A 14,963-nucleotide genomic window follows, 5' to 3' on the forward strand; every position below is an offset into this window, starting at 1 on the left:
CTCAGTTAGGAGGCCAACATGGAGTGCCCTCGAAGATGAAATGCTTGCACTCCAAGGTTTCTGAATCCTTTGGGCGGAGACCGTGAGAATAAAGATGCCTGGCTTTGCTAGCGCCTTGGCCCGTCTGACTGCTTACTTTGGTCGGTAGTGTCGTTCCAGGAATGCAGTTCGATGGTGCCCACCTGCACGGCACCGACCAAGGCTTCGACGCCGTTGATGGCCATACCCGCTTTGCGTGCTTCGGCCTTCGGCGCGTTTGTGATGTTCGGGCACCGGTGATTCCCACGGGCGCCCTGACCAGAGCGATGAGGCCGTCTTTCAGGTGAGGAAGAAGCAAGGGTGAGGCCTGAGCATAATATTCGGCCAAGTTTCTTTTAGTGAGGCCGTTAGTAGGGTCAATTTTTTGCTCAGGATGGGTTATCAGTCCTCTGGTCGCGGCAGCCATGTCATCCAACGTCGCCTGGGAAGACTGTCGCCCCTTCGGCGCGGGCGCCGGCTTCTCCTAATGATATCCTGGGCACGCTTGTCCGTCCGATTACCCGGGACAACGCATGAATGACCACGCCGTCGGAGGTGCGCTCAGCGAAAGTGACCTCGGATAGGAGCGTCGGCTGAAACGAGTGCATGCCTTTGCCGTCTACCCCTTCCGGTCGGTTCATGCCGGCATCTGTTTCTGCTCCATCGATGGCTTTCGTTTCGATGAAGCGCCACCGTAACCGGCGAGCCCCGATCTATACGCGATACAGCCCTCCCCGCCTGACCATGCGCCGCCGACACGAGCAGAGTGGGGATGAACAGTGGCTGTAGCTGAGTAGGTTTGCAGCCCCCTCCCCGATCAGTACACTGGTGGCCCATAGCCAGACAGCCTCGCTAGAGCTGCCCGTGGCACCATAGCTCAGCCGTATCGCCTGGCACCAAGTCGTTGTCACATCGTCGCCACGTCGCTACTAAGACATCCCGGCCTCGTACCAGGACGGCCAATCGGGCTTCATGCTCGACAGGGTGATTGGATTTGATCCAACTTTGACATGAGGGAGTTGTATGGGCATCAAGATGGATCACGCCTTCGACCAGAATGGCGATCGTTGGGAAGCAGATACATACACCAAGGGCACCGGCGCTGAGCCTTTGCAATGCAAATGCGGCACCCCAGTCGCTCATAACCCACCGTACACCCGGGAAATGTACGACAAATCTGTTTTCGTCCAAGGTTATTTTCGTCTCTATCCCAAAGGTGCTCATGCCGCGAATTGTCGTTTCGGGGTGGACGAGGAAATTAGCGACATTGCCAGTACCTCCGAAGATCTGATCGAGAGCATCCAGCACAATCGATACCGCATGCGGCTGGTGATGATCAAAGAAGCCTTGGAAACAGGTGGCCGTAACTTCGCGGACGATGGAGGCACCCGGGCCACAGCGGGTCGGACTTACACCCATAACCCAAACCTTCTTCCCGCCTACATCAACTCTGCCAAGCGAGCCCTCAAGCTTCGCGCGCTCTGTGACAACGACCAGGACATCGAACAGCACCTGGAGCTGGTGTTTGAAGGCAATGTGAAGGTCGCCTGGAATCAGTTCTATTTCGAGGCTGAGCGCCACGCAGAGGCGTATTACGCGGTGTCGCACAACGTCGTACAACACCCCATTGCGATTCAGGGCGCCGTGAGCAGCGTCAGGACTGAAATCAGGGGTGACAAGTCCAAGAACGTCATCAATTTGCAAATGAACAAATTCCGCGTCGACCCCGACGACTCGGAAAATGGCATCGGCCTTGAAGTGAGCATTTGGGCCAAGGATCCGGCTTGGCTCAAAGGCATTGAGAAGGACGATGAGATCGTGGTCTTGGGCATGTGGAAGCACTCCAGTACCGCACCCGAAAAAGCGCCCAGGGAGGGACGCTTCAAAACCCTGACCAAGCGCAGATTGACCTTGAACCTAGTTCTGAAGGCCCAAGTTTCCAAAATCGATCAGTAATCTCTCACGGCACAGACGACCCTACCCAAGCCAGCGTGCACCTGCATCAGGAACCCTCATGACCAATAAGACCCTCTACATCATTGGCAACGGCTTTGATCTTCACCATGGCCTTCCCACCCAGTACTGGCGATTCAAGAACTACCTGGAAGCGACGGATCGGGAGGTTTTCGATTGGGTCGAAAGCTACATCGCCATCGACGAAGACTGGGCGGAGCTTGAACTTTCGCTTGCCGACCTGGACACCGAGGACATTGTCACCGAACTGGAGGGCTTCCTCGTTCCCTACTCGGCTGAGGATTGGAGCGATGCTGGCCATCACGACTTTCAGTACGAAGTGGAGAAGGTCGCGACCGGTTTGTCGGCTGGGTTGCAGCAACACTTTGCGAACTGGATCAGATCCATCCCGATGCCTGACCGCGATCAGGTTCCCCAACTGCTGACGTCCCTGGACAAGGATGCGGCCTACCTGACATTCAACTACACCAGCACGCTGACGAAACTGTACGACATTGCTCCAGAGAACATTCTGCACATCCATGGTGAGGGCGAAGACGAGAGCTCTGATCTGGTGCTTGGTCATGCACGGGCAGCCGCTGATCGCTCGTCGCTCCAAGACGGGGTGGACGAGAACACTGATACCCGGTTTGCGGAGGCGATGAGCATTCTGGATGACTATTTCGAGAAGACTTTCAAACCGAGCGCCAAGATCATCGAGCAGCAAAAGCCTTACTTCGAAGGACTGAAATCGATCACTCAGGTCGTCGTCCTCGGCCATTCCCTTTCCAAGGTGGATGAGGCGTATTTCCTGGCGCTCGTTGAAGCCTTGCAGGCTAGCCCGCGTTGGACAGTGGCGGTCAGGTCGCTCAATGAGAACACGAGCAAAGCAGCGTGTCTCATCGATTTCGGTGTGCCCAACGAATGCATAGACTTCAAGCCATGGTCGCAACTGTAGCCAGCCTGCATCAACGCTCGCGGCCATCTATTGATAGCCAAAGCCCTGCCCGACCTGCGCCTGACATCAGGTGCGTCAGTTCGGCTCGGAGTGTGACCTGCCCAGGCGCCTGCCCGAGCGGCATTGATAATTGATACAGCCCCAACCTCTGGTATGCACAGTACTGACGAAGAAAAATGAGCATTCGGTTGGTCTTCCTTCTCCATCCAGTCGTCCTCGACCTCGGCCTGTAAACTAAATTTTTGACCTATTAACCAACGCGGTTTACACATCAAAAAAAAGGTTTACAGGGTCGTGAGCGGCGAAGCTCTGCTTGGTGGTGGTATCGACGCGACCGCCCGCGTCCCACGATGAATAATCCAGACGGCCTGCCTTATATGCCCGTGTCCACTCACCGGCCCATATAGCATTCACATGGACATTTTGCGCTCAAACCTGAACATCACCTCGTCCAACCAATGACGGTACGCCGCCGGCGTGGCAGGAATCAACAAGCTCCGCTCTTCCAGCTTCTGCTCAGATCGGAACGGCAACGAAACGCTGTTGGAAGATGAAGCCGGAGGCTCAGCGAAGAGCTTGTGGTCAACCCCAGTCAGGCTGATCTGGAACCACCCACTCTTCCCATCGCACAGCAACCCGAATGCAGCTTCAGCACCTGCTCTGACCCTGGATGGCGATAGGTAATACGAGTCCATGATGCCTCGCGACGTCGAAGCGTTGGCCAGTGAAATAGACAACCAGCACAACCCACTCTCATGGTGCCGCCACTTCACATCCGGGGTATCAATTCCCGTCTGATAGGCGCTATCGAAGTCCTTGTAGCCGCCTTTGATCGAGCCAAGCCCAGCCTGGCACAGCTTGAGAAAGAACGGATCGTGTTGAGCATGGGCGGCGCGCAACGTGTCGAGGGTTTCAGGCTGAGGCAAGAACGCTACCTCCAGGCGAGCTTCGTGGTCATAGCCAACCCGCCGGCCATTGCCATCTTTCTGCTGCAAGCGCTGTACGAACTCCTGCTCCGAGATGGCCTTACGATTCACGGAGAGTTGATTCAGGCCCTGAACGATGCCGTCTGATAGCTCATACTGATCAGAGAATGTCAGCCGGAACAGGCCATCGAGGTAGTCGGAGACTTCCCGAGAAAACGCTCTCTGGCTCTCTTCCATCTCCACTGTTTCGAGAAAAGCCAGGATAGGCTTGCCGGTCGTCTTCGCTCGCCGAAACTCCTGTTGAGTGACTGACTCACCAGTGGCAGTTTCGTAGCCGAAATTCGCGCCAAGGATCAGTACCACGACATCAGCTTGGTCGATCTCCGTCATGCACGCATGCTGCGAAGAGTAAGGACGTGCACCGAATTCCTCGCACATCACTGGCGTGTGCCCCAGCAGTGTGATCGCCTTCCTAGCTGCAGCCCGGTACTGCTCAAACCCTCCAACCACGGAGCTCACGAACACCTTCATAATGATCCCCCAATCTGTCGCCAACTGACGGCCTTAGGGGACTACTGTATGTCCTAACAGCGGTCAGTGCCAAGCACTCGACCTGAGCCAAGTAGCCCCCAAATTGGCGGGTGATCAGTCCTTCCCCAACTGCAGTGAACAGAGCTTTCAACAAGCAAACCCATGCTCGATCTGAGTCAGCACCTCGATCACCCGTTCCAAGCCTTCCTGGTCTTTCACGAAGTCGATAGGTGCCTCGCCACCGAATAACTGACTAGCCGTCGACAGCCATGCTGAGGCTTTGGCCCTGTCGCCAAAAACTTGCTCAGCTTTCTGCCACACCGCATCTAAATTTTGCACACGCCACCTCGCACTTCCGAGCTCGCTATCACCGTGCGAGCCTGGTCTGCTCTGTGATCACGGAAGGTCATGCAGCCAGGAAGAGCACCATGACTCCAGCCTGGCCAACCTTTAGAGGCATGCTGCCCATGACTGATCAGGTCATCCAAGAGTATCAAGCTCCTCTTCCTGATGCGACCTCACCAATCTGGTAGAGAGCACCAGAAGACGCTGAGCTTCACGTCCATGTGAAGGGCCACCGAGGCACGTACATGGACGCGAAAACGCGTTGCAGAGAACACAGATGGAGATGACCAGAACGACCGACGCCTTGACAGCTTCGCAAGAGTTACCGCACCATTTCGGCTATAGGTACGACTACAGGTGCCTGAGCCGCCCGCTGGCCCAAGTGAGAACACTGATAGCAAAAATCTGACGACTACCCACAAATCTTGGGCCTGAGCGGGCCAGAGCTCCGTATTGGATTTATGGGATAGCTATGTCCAAATCTCTTACCCCCACACAGCCCCTCACCCCCGAGCTTCTTCAGCAGATTAAGCGCGAAGCCAAGATCTTGAAGCGGAACAGCCAGAAGGCTTTGCGACATAAAGCTTGCTTGTCGATCGTCGCGCGCCGCTACGGCTTTGAGTCGTGGAAAAACTGCTTCGAGGCCTTCAAGAATACTTTCAAATCGTGGCGCGACCACGGTAAAGACCGCTGCGCAGCGGCGCCAGCCGACGAAAGCAAATCCTACTACTTTGTCCAGTTGCACGATTTCTTTGAGCGCAGCTTCTTTAGCCATTGGGTTGGGTGGTCGGATGACGGCTATGAGCTCCGGGTTCCCTCCCAGATCAACCCCACATGGTTCATCCGTGTCTTCAGGGAGACCAGAAAAGAAACGCTATACATGATCGAGACGAAGGAAGACTACAAACGCTGGACACTGTTCTGGCACGGCCCTGCATTGGTGGAGTGTGATCTGATGCTCTCGGAGGTGCCCACATTCCTCAGCCCCGAGCCGTCCTATGGCCGTCCTCGACTGAAGTAAATCGCACAATGAGAAGGGCTCGCATCCCAGGCTACGGGCCCTTCTCAATGCCTCCAGTTCGACTAGTCGAGCCTGTTCCGCATTGGTGCCAGCGATTACGACTCTTCAATGTGCTTGAGTACCTGCTCCAGCTTCTCCTTTGGCCAAAGGAGCTCTTTACCGTTTTCCCTAGAGGCGTTCAGAACCTGTCCCGGGTTCATGACGTTCACTTTGCGAATGACGCTAGCGACGGTCGCTTGGTGTACCTTCGTGGCGATGTTCAAATCGTGGGCTTGCAGCTGATCGGGGGTGAAGATGCGAAGATCTAGGTTCTGAGTCATGGCCAGCTCTCCTCAATAGCTCATTGTGAGCTCATCAATCTACGCCTGTTTCCAGCAAGCACAACGCCGCTCCTCCGACATGTTCATGCCGTCGACGAGCGGTGAGAAACCCTCACCACGCCAATGCTCAAGCCAGAGCAAAGGCCTCTTCCCCCGACTCTGGATGCCCTCCCCTCCCCCTGATGGCATGTTCATTCCAGGGGATTAGTTCTTTCTGAGCCCCACCGAGAGCCCCCAAGGCCATGGCGTTGACATGGAGCCCGGAAGGAGCAATCACTGCGTCAGGGATGGCCATTAGCTAGAATACCCCCGCCCAGGATAACGTCTGCGAATCCAAGAGTTTGGAATTCACCCTCCCCAGAACACAAGGAAGACCCTATCGAGCCTGTTTCGCCAAGCATGGCGTTAACTGGAGCCAGTGCCCTGTGAACTTCTCTATTTTGGAGCAAGTGGTGCTGGCTCGGAATGCTAGCCAGCATGCGGCGTCTATAACGTCTACGCGAGCTAGCCACAATTTCAGAGCTCTTCGAAAGCACCCAAGTCCTCTATTTGTCAGCAACTATGAGAAAAGTCTTCTGGCGAGCAAAGGCGGCAGCTGGAGGATGGCGCCCACCGTTCATGTGACCCGCGATGCGCTTCATGCCGCGATTGATGAGGGGATAAGCTTGCTAAATGGCTGGAGCATGGCTGAAATACAGCTCTCAGCGGTGCCTCCACCCATTCTCCTTGCGCGCCTTCACTGCTCAGGCGAAAGGAAGTGGACAGTCAGTAATCACGTGCTTCATGACGAGGGTGGAGATCAAACGCTGGACGTTCGGAAGCCTGGATAGCTCTTCATCGTAGAGACTCTGAAACGCATGAAGTTCAGTGGTCACCACCTCAACATGTAGTCCGGATCGCGGAACAAGCGCTGCGCTTGGGTGGGGCCAAAAATGTCGCAAAATGGCATAAAGTGTCGCAATTAAATAGCCTTGTACGGTACTGACCGCACAAAAGGCCATTTTTAGCGACGCGCTCAGAAATTCGCAGCTGTGCAATTTGAGCAGGCTGTGGCCAAGTTTCAGAAGAAGGTCAGCATGGGCTAGGCGCAGATGATAGCCAGGCTGGCATCAGGAAGGAGCATGATAGAGAGGGTGCAGCTACCACCTAGGTACGTTCAATTAACGGCGCGGAAGGGAGCGCATGTGCGTGCACACGATCTCCCATTGCCCCAGCCGGAAACGGTTGTACTGGCGAACCAGGACAACTTTTCCATGATCGGTCATGGCGTATTCTCCATCTGATCTCAGCGGGCCGCTGATAGCCTTTACACGCCACGTGCAAAGCGAGCAGATGAGTGCCAGGCAGGAAGGAGAGTCCTTCGGTGGTAGTTGCAGGCCCAATGCTATCAGTGGAAAGCCGGTGTGAAAAGGCCAGTACTTGCCTCGGTTAAATTTGCTCCCTTACCACTGATTAGCCTTCCAGCTCCCCTCCTCCCTGAACAACCTCACGCCATCATCTTGTCAAAATGCGCTTCGAAATTCGTTTCCACGAACACATCCTTGAAGCGGTCGATGAAGGTGGTAGGGTCGATTTCACCGAAGTCCGTGATGTTCACCGAGTCCGTATGGGACTCACGGTTGATGTAACGGAAAAACGCCCTGAATTCTGGCTTGTCCTCGCTGAGTTTCATCAGCGCCTGGCGCAGTGTGGGTGTCTGGTGCACGAAGCTGAAGTAATACTCCAAGATGTTGCGCATCATGTTTGGCAACACGTTGGGAGACGTCCTCCCCTGCAGGGCATCCTTGATCGTCTGCCAGCACGCCTGGTAGTCGTTTTGTATTTCCCGCTCCTCCATCGCCACCACCGAGCTGTATTCGGACTTGGTGATGCGGAACAGCGCAAATTCTTTCTCTCCATCCTCTTTCAACAGCTTGACCATTTCATGGAAGAAGAAGAGGTTGTGCGTCAGGATGATCACCTGCTTGAAGCGCTCCTTCGGCATCAGCACCTGACGCCTGATCAAGGACGCGATGTCGTAGACGTAGTTATGGGAAAGGCTCGAAATCGGATCGTCGATGACGATGATCCGATCACTCTTGAGCTTCCCAGCTCCAGAGCCCATCTCTCCGTTGCAAACCTCCAGGAAGTAGAGGAATGAGATCAGCGTTTTCTCGCCCTCGCTCAGGGTCTTGAACACCCCTTCAGTCTGGCCAGGACGCTCAAGCCGATATTGAGGTACAGTACCCTCCTCCCTGATCAGCGTAAAACCCTTCAGTCCAAGCATCCGCAACCAATATTTTATGTTCTCGACCGCTTGATCGATATTGGTGATTGACGCTCTGGAGGTTGTCACGATGCCCTGCTGCTCTTGGATACGATTTCTGAGGGCCTGGACTTCATCCTTGGCCGCCTGGCGTATTCGACCTTGTGCCCTCTCAACTTTGTCGAATGTCACGAAAAAGGCGTTGCACGCACCTCTGTACCACTTCCAAAAGCGTTGTTTGATGGCTTCCTCATGTTCCCTACGATTTCTTATCTTCGCGTTGATCTCGTCAATCTTCCGCTGTTCAGCCGCAATCGCAGCATTCAATTGAGCTGTTAAAGGAACGGTGGACTCCAACGTCGTTATCAAGGACGGACTGGTGATTTTCCCGGCCAAGGCTTGGAGGTTTTTTTGGAGCAAAGCCTGTAGCTTGGAGAGATGCAGCTTGATTGCTTGGTGCTGATACTCCGGAGCCTCGCACCGACGAAAAAACTGCTCGACTCCGCTCCGGTACCGACCTTCGAGTTGTCGCAGCACATCCAGGCGCTCCTCGTAGGTCTTGTCGAAGACTTTACGAACCTCAGCGTAAAAATCCGGTGGCAGATTTTGCTGGCAAAGCGGGCATTTGTCGTGCGCTTCTGTCTCATAACGCATAGCGTGCTTGACCCAGTCCGAGTTTCCCAGTCGCTGAATAAATGCAGAAAGGTAAGAGTCCCCTGACCCCGTAATTACCTCTTGCAAGATCGGATCACTCTCCAGACTTTGGGCTTGGAACGCGAGCGACGGGATGCCTGGCAGCTCCTGATCGCTGAACTCCTTGAGCGCAACTGCCTCAGCTAATAGCACTTGCGCAGTCTCGGTGGAGACCGCCAGCGGTACACTCCGGACGTGCTCTAGCAATCGCTCTCTGGTGTTGAGCGACTTGAAGCAATAAGCCAGAGCAGTACCATCAAACTCGCGCTTGGGCTTCCACACACTATCCAGGAGTACCTCATACGCAGCGTCACGAACCTTCTTGCTGTTAACTCCCTTCTCCATTTCAGCATCATGGGCGATCGTCAGCTCAGCAATGGACGCCTCTGCCGTCGCCAATGCTTCTTTGGCCTCAATGTTCCCCTCATTGAGCGTGAATACCCCTGGCTGAGAGGTCGCTTCCTGGAAGTTCTTCTCCATGAAGTGATGGTTGTAGACCAGCACCTCGCGGCCTACCTTAACCGGCTCAACCCCGCAGGCGTTGTAACAGGCCTCGCCTTGGGCTTGGAGGTAGCTGCCAATGGTGGTCTTTCCTGTGCCGTTCTGACCGTAGAAGAGGCTCACGCGCTTGAGCGGAGCGATGGAAACGGCAGCGTCAGGGGAGTAGCTGGAAACATTGCGCAGTAGAATTTTTTCGAGCATGACACAGTCCCTGGCAGAGGCAGATCCAGCTCAAAGATAAGCAGAAAATGTGCGATTTCATAGGGCCAGCATACCCTCTGAAACAACTATTGGTCTGACCGGCGTGAGTCCGGGGATGTTTCAGGTTCAGAAGCTCATGCCAACCTGGCTCAGAGTTTATGCGCTGGACTGATCAAGTTGGCTCACCTCTCGATTGAGTGGATGATCCACAAAGGGCACGATTGCGCTCGCTGACCAAGTTGGCGAATTGCATGAGGTCACTGATCTGCCCCATCCCTGACCGATCCAAGTGATACCCCTCGATCCCCACGGCTCTGGGGCCATCTCTGTCGCATTTTCTGGAATCGCCAATCATCACCACTCGATCTTTCTCTCGGGTTCTTTCAAACTCAGTGTGGCTGGCCTCCATCCCCAGTTCCCGGCAAATACTCAGGTAGATACGGGGGTCAGGCTTCATGACCCCGAGCTCGTAACTGAAAGCGTGACTCTGCACCTGCGGAAAGGCTTTTCTGACCACAGGGCCGTAGGGCTGGGCTAGGTTGGAACATATACCAATGACAACCCCTACTTCCTGTAACAGGTCAATCGCCTCAAGCGCGTCAGGGTAAAGCTCGATAGATGCCAGCTCCTTGCCTAACGCATGGTTCATCTCGTCTCGCTTCGAAGAAGAAAGCTCGATCTGCAGATGATCAGCTACATGGTCAAAACTGAGGTTCGCCGTCATAACGAAATGCGTGCTGTCGGGCGCTAGCGCCACACCCTGGCGACGCCCCTCTCTAAGTAGGGCACTGTAGGGGTTGGTACGTTGACCAATGCGAACAATGGTACCGAAGGCGTCGAAAACGACTGCCGAAATCATATGCCCTCCTTCCTGGCTAAACTGATTCAAACAGAGCGCCTCATGGGCTGGGACGAATACTAGCTTCACCGGCTTCCAGCCAATTCACGACGACGTAATGATCTCGACCGCAAAGGCTCTGAAGTAATACAAAACCCTGCTGTTCAACGACAGTCTTAGCCGGAGGGGTGGCGACAGTCTCTCCGTCTTGAATGAGGCCCGAGCGATCCGAGAATGCCATGGCCGAGTAGCGTGTCCCTACCCTCACTGCATCGATTAGGTAGGCATCGATGATCACACCCCACTGGATACGCTTCGCAGCTAAGACCCTCAGAGGGATGGGGGGCTCGTGGTTCAACGAGCACCTGGCGTCGTTCAACACTTCAAATCTCCAAAATTTTGCACGGGTTGAAACCGGTATCTTCTGATGGGTACCCACGCGGATTTGAGATCAGCCGACAGGGCCCGAAAGACCGATCGATTGCATGGTGGGTATGCCCGAAGATCCAGACATCAGCCTGGTCAACCAGCGTGTGCCAACGATTGAAATAGCCTGCACTCAAGTGCCCTGAGTACTCTGACCCTGAAGCCTCAGGTATGGGGCAGTGATGGGTTACGACGACGGTTTGACCGCGGAACGGTGTGGCGAGCTGCTCCCGGAGAAAATCGTACGAAGCACGATTCATTTCGATGAGATCTGCAGGCCGGATACGCCGATACTCAATGCCCGTACGGATCATTCGAAAATCGTTCATTCCCCGCACACACGCACTGGAGGCTACCATCACATCGCCGGTACCACTGAAATCTGTCCAACACGTCGCGACCAGAAATCGGACGTTCTTCGACATCCAGACTTGGTTATCCAGAACGTGGACATGCGAGGCGGCTACAGCCTCCATTTTTTCGCGAGTACGGGTGAGATGGCCTTTGTAAAACTCGTGGTTGCCGCTGCAATAAATCACATCACTGTTGAACGTCTCATTGGCCCACTTCACACCTCGGTTCAACAGGTCGATATCCCCTGCCAAAATCACAAGATCTACGTCAACATTCGGAGGGGTGAAAGGGTCAAATTCGTTGTGCAGATCCGAGTAGATCAAAATCTTCATTCAGGAACCTTTGCCTGGGCCGGGGTGGCGTGCCTGACCGACCACATAGCGTGCTGAGAAGCTTCTGCATCGCCTCCCAATTGACGGTTTATCGATATATTGATTCGTGGAGGCTGACCCTGTGTCATACCCATATTAGACATCTAGCGCGACCACCCCTAACCCACATTGATTCCCAGCTGGGAGAAGTCCTCCAACAGCCGCTTTCGACTCAGGATGGCTGGGATCCTGAAAATCTGCTTATAAGCTTGGTACAGGCCGAAGGGAATCAGCAGGAGGCCGGCACCGAAGGTCGCAGTCGCAATGACGATGCCCGCAGGGATCGACGCAACGCCAATCAGAACACCGGCCCAAAAGCCGGAACGTGACAGCTCACGAACTTCGTCAAGGTCATACTCTACCGTGCCATTTTTGGTTTCAAATGCGACCAGTACTACGGCGGACTTATGAATGTTTTTAACAAACCATGTTCTCGGGACATCCTGAGCAAACGCACCTTTGCGCTCAAGGTATTTTGGAACGATTAGGTTTTTATGATAAAAAATCTTGCCTGACTCATCCAACAAGCGAACCTTTTTATAAAGTCGCGCGCAGTCTTGAGAAGAGTGTAATTCATAGTTTTTTACCGTAACAGTTACTTTCTTCAGCTCCGACATCATGGCTTCCCTTAGTGCCCGTCCCGCAAGACAAATATTCAAACAGCCTTGATCGCTCGCAGGCTCATCGCCTACGCAAGCTCAGTCGTCTCCCACGGACAAAAAACACTCATCGCCAGCGCGTGACTCCTTCGGCCATGAAGACGAAAAACCCATACGATTCAATATATAGATTTGTCTGGAGTCAGGCAAACGCGGCATACCGTCTGCTTTTGGGATGCTGCCATGTCGATCCAGGAAGGCTTTGCCGCCGCGCTGCGGCTGATCCGCACGACCAAAGGACTGAAACAGAAGGATTTAACCGGAGCTGTGACCGGATCGCATGTGAGCCAGCTCGAAAATGGCAAGACTACTCCGACGCTCAAAGCAGCGGGCGAACTTGCACAGGCCTTAGGCCTGTCACCTTCAGCGTTGATCGCCGTTGCCATGGCTTGCGATTCGCGCGCAGCGCCAAGGGCCGTGTTGCTGCAAGCCATCAATGAGCTTGAGACGCTCGGCTTGGTTGATGAAGTCCCTCCTGCCTCAGCGGATGCTCTGGAGAACGCACATCCCACTAGCATCCGGGCAGCCGCTATTCGCGCCCAAGTCCAAGAGCTGAAAAGCCAAGGGCTTAAGCAGGTCGATGTGGCGAAGGAATTGGACCTCCCTAGGACTACAGTCCAGCGGCATTGGCATTAAAGCACTTTGGCTGACAGCCAACCCTCTGATCCCGCCGTTCTGATCTCAATGGAGCGCTGGCCCCATGATAACAGCCAGTTACAGACGCCAGGTTGTTCGATCCCACAAGGCTCCGAGTCATTCAGGCTCGATCATTTTACAACGGTTCGTTCTGGCGGGTTCTGCCACTGCTAACTCGCCTCCAACTCCTGTCATCCCGGTTCGATTTCAGCTTATAGTGATGCCCATAAGCCAGTATGCGCACACCAACCAGATTCGGTGACGCGCTCCCCCACGGCATCCGCCCATGGAAGGCTCACCACCCTTGGTTTATTGGAATGGAAAGATGAAAGCCGAAGAAAGCACCGTTGGGCATATTCTCACCGATCAGATCTGCTACGAAATTCCCCCCTATCAACGCCCCTACTCCTGGAAATCCGAGAACGTCCGCCAGTTGCTAGAGGACGTCTGGGAGGCCTACGAAAACTCCGACGAGGAGTATTTCATTGGCTCCCTCATAACAATCGAGATTGAGAAGGGTAAACGCTATGATGTGGTCGACGGCCAGCAGCGTCTAACCACTCTGAATCTAATTCTTGCTCGGCTTCGTGATCATGTTGAAGACGGCGCCGCCAAGGCAGTGCTGGGCAAGCGGGTACTACCCCGCAATGAGTTGACTGGTGAAACAGAAACGCCTCGTCTCTTACTGCGACGGAAGGATCAGGGCTTTTTCCGTCGCCATGTTCTCGACTCTCAACCACTACCGCCGCCTTCTGAGCGCAGCAAGCTCGACGCACCTCAGCAACGTATCACAGAAAACCTTGAGGCGATCGATTCGTTTATCGGGCAAAAAGACCAGCAAACCCTAAAGCTCTTCGCCAACTACTTACTGATGAAGGTGTATGTAGTTTTTGTGAAGACCGAATCGCTAAAATCCGCCTACCGCCTATTCAACGTATTAAACGCTCGCGGCATGTCTCTGTCGAACGCAGACTTGATTAAGAACATGCTTTTTAGTCAATTAGAAAGCAACCAAAGCCTCAATGATGAATTAGAAGATAGATGGTTGGAGCTTGAAGATATTGTTGGCATCGAGATGTTGGACAGTTTTCTCAGCCATCACCGAACCTCGATGATGGCGGCAAAAGCAAGAGGATCACTTCATGAAGAATATCGCTCGATAATTGACGGTTTTGTTGGCGGCCCCTTTGCGTTCCTAGACCAAGTCATCCTGTCAGCTAGAAACTTTATGCGCATCTGGGATTGCGAGTTCCAGGATGCCGCCTCGGTGCGAGCACTTAATGCTCTATGGCGTGTCAGCTATGACGAGTGGATACCGCCCTTGCTTGCATACCTTAACCAGCCAGTACGAGGTTTAAGCGAGGCAAAATTCCTTGATCTTCTGGAACGGATCACCATGCAGAACTGGGTGCGCCGTCTAGGACGAACAGCCAGGCTGACCGTTTACTTTAAGCTGATTAGCGCAATCAGAGCTGAGAAATCCGTCGATGAAGTTATTGGTGTTTTCCGAGCCCACGCCAATAATGACGAATTCATCAACCTTTTGGGTGGTGAAATTTACGGTAAACCTTTTGATGCAGCAGTGCTGTTGCGCTTAGAAGAGGCCGCTCAAGACGACTCGGTCACTAAAACGTACAGTGGCCGGTTGACCATTGAGCATGTCATGCCACAGGCGCTCAAAGATGCTTATTGGACGGATCGATTCGACACCGAGCGCCATGGCCTATGGCTTCACCGTCTCGGCAACCTTGCTATGCTTTGTGGGAGCAAGAATTACAAAGCACAATATTTTGATTTTGATCGCAAAAAGAAGATTTACTTAGATAGGGATAAGAAGGTTTCATTCGACCTGACTAAGGAAATATGCACGTTGGATGAGTGGACTGAAACAGCCTTGAAGGCTCGCCAAGAGCGTTTAATCAAATTGGCTCTTGCGACATGGCTAATTGATTAGAATGATGTCGGGA

The 14,963-nt window shown here is 53.9% G+C and carries 13 protein-coding genes and 1 pseudogene; 5 read left to right on the forward strand and 9 right to left on the reverse strand.

Annotated features, from left to right (window positions below; translation table 11 throughout):
• Nucleotide 1 precedes the first annotated feature (1 nt).
• On the reverse strand, nt 2–445 hold the full coding sequence (locus NLX68_RS26495) for a hypothetical protein (protein ID WP_367949523.1): 444 nt from the start codon (nt 443–445) through the stop codon (nt 2–4).
• 596 nt (nt 446–1,041) lie between these two features.
• On the opposite strand from NLX68_RS26495, the gene NLX68_RS05555 reads away from it, so the two are divergent.
• Together NLX68_RS05555 and NLX68_RS05560 are read left to right on the forward strand one after the other, a co-directional pair.
• Entirely contained in the window at nt 1,042–1,974 is a 933-nt protein-coding gene (locus NLX68_RS05555; protein ID WP_254283217.1) for a hypothetical protein, read from the forward strand.
• A 58-nt stretch (nt 1,975–2,032) separates the two neighbouring features.
• A complete protein-coding gene (locus NLX68_RS05560) occupies nt 2,033–2,929 on the forward strand; it encodes a bacteriophage abortive infection AbiH family protein (RefSeq protein ID WP_254283219.1) in 897 nt (298 codons plus the stop codon).
• Nucleotides 2,930–3,339: 410 nt separating this feature from the next.
• On the opposite strand, the gene NLX68_RS05565 is transcribed toward NLX68_RS05560, so the two are convergent.
• A complete protein-coding gene (locus NLX68_RS05565) occupies nt 3,340–4,386 on the reverse strand; it encodes a DUF4062 domain-containing protein (RefSeq protein WP_254283221.1) in 1,047 nt (348 codons plus the stop codon).
• A gap of 147 nt (nt 4,387–4,533) precedes the next feature.
• Nucleotides 4,534–4,725 (reverse strand): MbcA/ParS/Xre antitoxin family protein, encoded by a 192-nt coding sequence (locus NLX68_RS05570; protein ID WP_254283222.1) that lies wholly within the window; start codon nt 4,723–4,725, stop codon nt 4,534–4,536.
• 478 nt (nt 4,726–5,203) lie between these two features.
• Between NLX68_RS05570 and NLX68_RS05575 the strand changes: the two genes are divergently transcribed.
• A complete protein-coding gene (locus tag NLX68_RS05575) occupies nt 5,204–5,752 on the forward strand; it encodes a hypothetical protein (protein WP_254283223.1) in 549 nt (182 codons plus the stop codon).
• Between the two features lie 95 nt (nt 5,753–5,847).
• Here the strand turns inward: NLX68_RS05575 and NLX68_RS05580 are convergent, their stop codons facing one another.
• The 6 genes and pseudogenes from NLX68_RS05580 to NLX68_RS05610 all read right to left on the reverse strand — a co-directional run bounded on the left by NLX68_RS05580 (nt 5,848) and on the right by NLX68_RS05610 (nt 12,318).
• Nucleotides 5,848–6,072 carry a hypothetical protein gene (locus NLX68_RS05580; RefSeq protein WP_227974149.1) on the reverse strand — a complete coding sequence of 75 codons (225 nt, stop codon included), beginning with the start codon at nt 6,070–6,072 and terminating at the stop codon, nt 5,848–5,850.
• A gap of 743 nt (nt 6,073–6,815) precedes the next feature.
• Nucleotides 6,816–6,991 (reverse strand): annotated as a pseudogene (locus NLX68_RS05585) (Lrp/AsnC ligand binding domain-containing protein); the annotation flags it as partial.
• 567 nt (nt 6,992–7,558) lie between these two features.
• Nucleotides 7,559–9,712, reverse strand: coding sequence for an AAA family ATPase (locus NLX68_RS05590; protein WP_254283224.1), 2,154 nt, complete (start codon nt 9,710–9,712; stop codon nt 7,559–7,561).
• A gap of 172 nt (nt 9,713–9,884) precedes the next feature.
• A complete protein-coding gene (locus NLX68_RS05595) occupies nt 9,885–10,571 on the reverse strand; it encodes an HAD family hydrolase (protein WP_254283225.1) in 687 nt (228 codons plus the stop codon).
• Between the two features lie 362 nt (nt 10,572–10,933).
• Nucleotides 10,934–11,662 carry a metallophosphoesterase gene (locus tag NLX68_RS05605; RefSeq protein ID WP_254283226.1) on the reverse strand — a complete coding sequence of 243 codons (729 nt, stop codon included), beginning with the start codon at nt 11,660–11,662 and terminating at the stop codon, nt 10,934–10,936.
• 158 nt (nt 11,663–11,820) lie between these two features.
• On the reverse strand, nt 11,821–12,318 hold the full coding sequence (locus NLX68_RS05610) for a hypothetical protein (protein WP_254283227.1): 498 nt from the start codon (nt 12,316–12,318) through the stop codon (nt 11,821–11,823).
• Between the two features lie 225 nt (nt 12,319–12,543).
• On the opposite strand from NLX68_RS05610, the gene NLX68_RS05615 reads away from it, so the two are divergent.
• Complete coding sequence (locus NLX68_RS05615) at nt 12,544–12,996, forward strand: helix-turn-helix domain-containing protein (protein WP_254283228.1); 453 nt, start codon at nt 12,544–12,546, stop codon at nt 12,994–12,996.
• 325 nt (nt 12,997–13,321) lie between these two features.
• Nucleotides 13,322–14,950, forward strand: coding sequence for a DUF262 domain-containing protein (locus tag NLX68_RS05620; RefSeq protein WP_254283229.1), 1,629 nt, complete (start codon nt 13,322–13,324; stop codon nt 14,948–14,950).
• Nucleotides 14,951–14,963 lie beyond the last annotated feature (13 nt).

It is taken from the genome of Pseudomonas sp. SBB6, assembly GCF_024213215.1.
In the GTDB taxonomy this organism is placed as follows: Bacteria; Pseudomonadota; Gammaproteobacteria; order Pseudomonadales; family Pseudomonadaceae; genus Aquipseudomonas; species Aquipseudomonas donghuensis.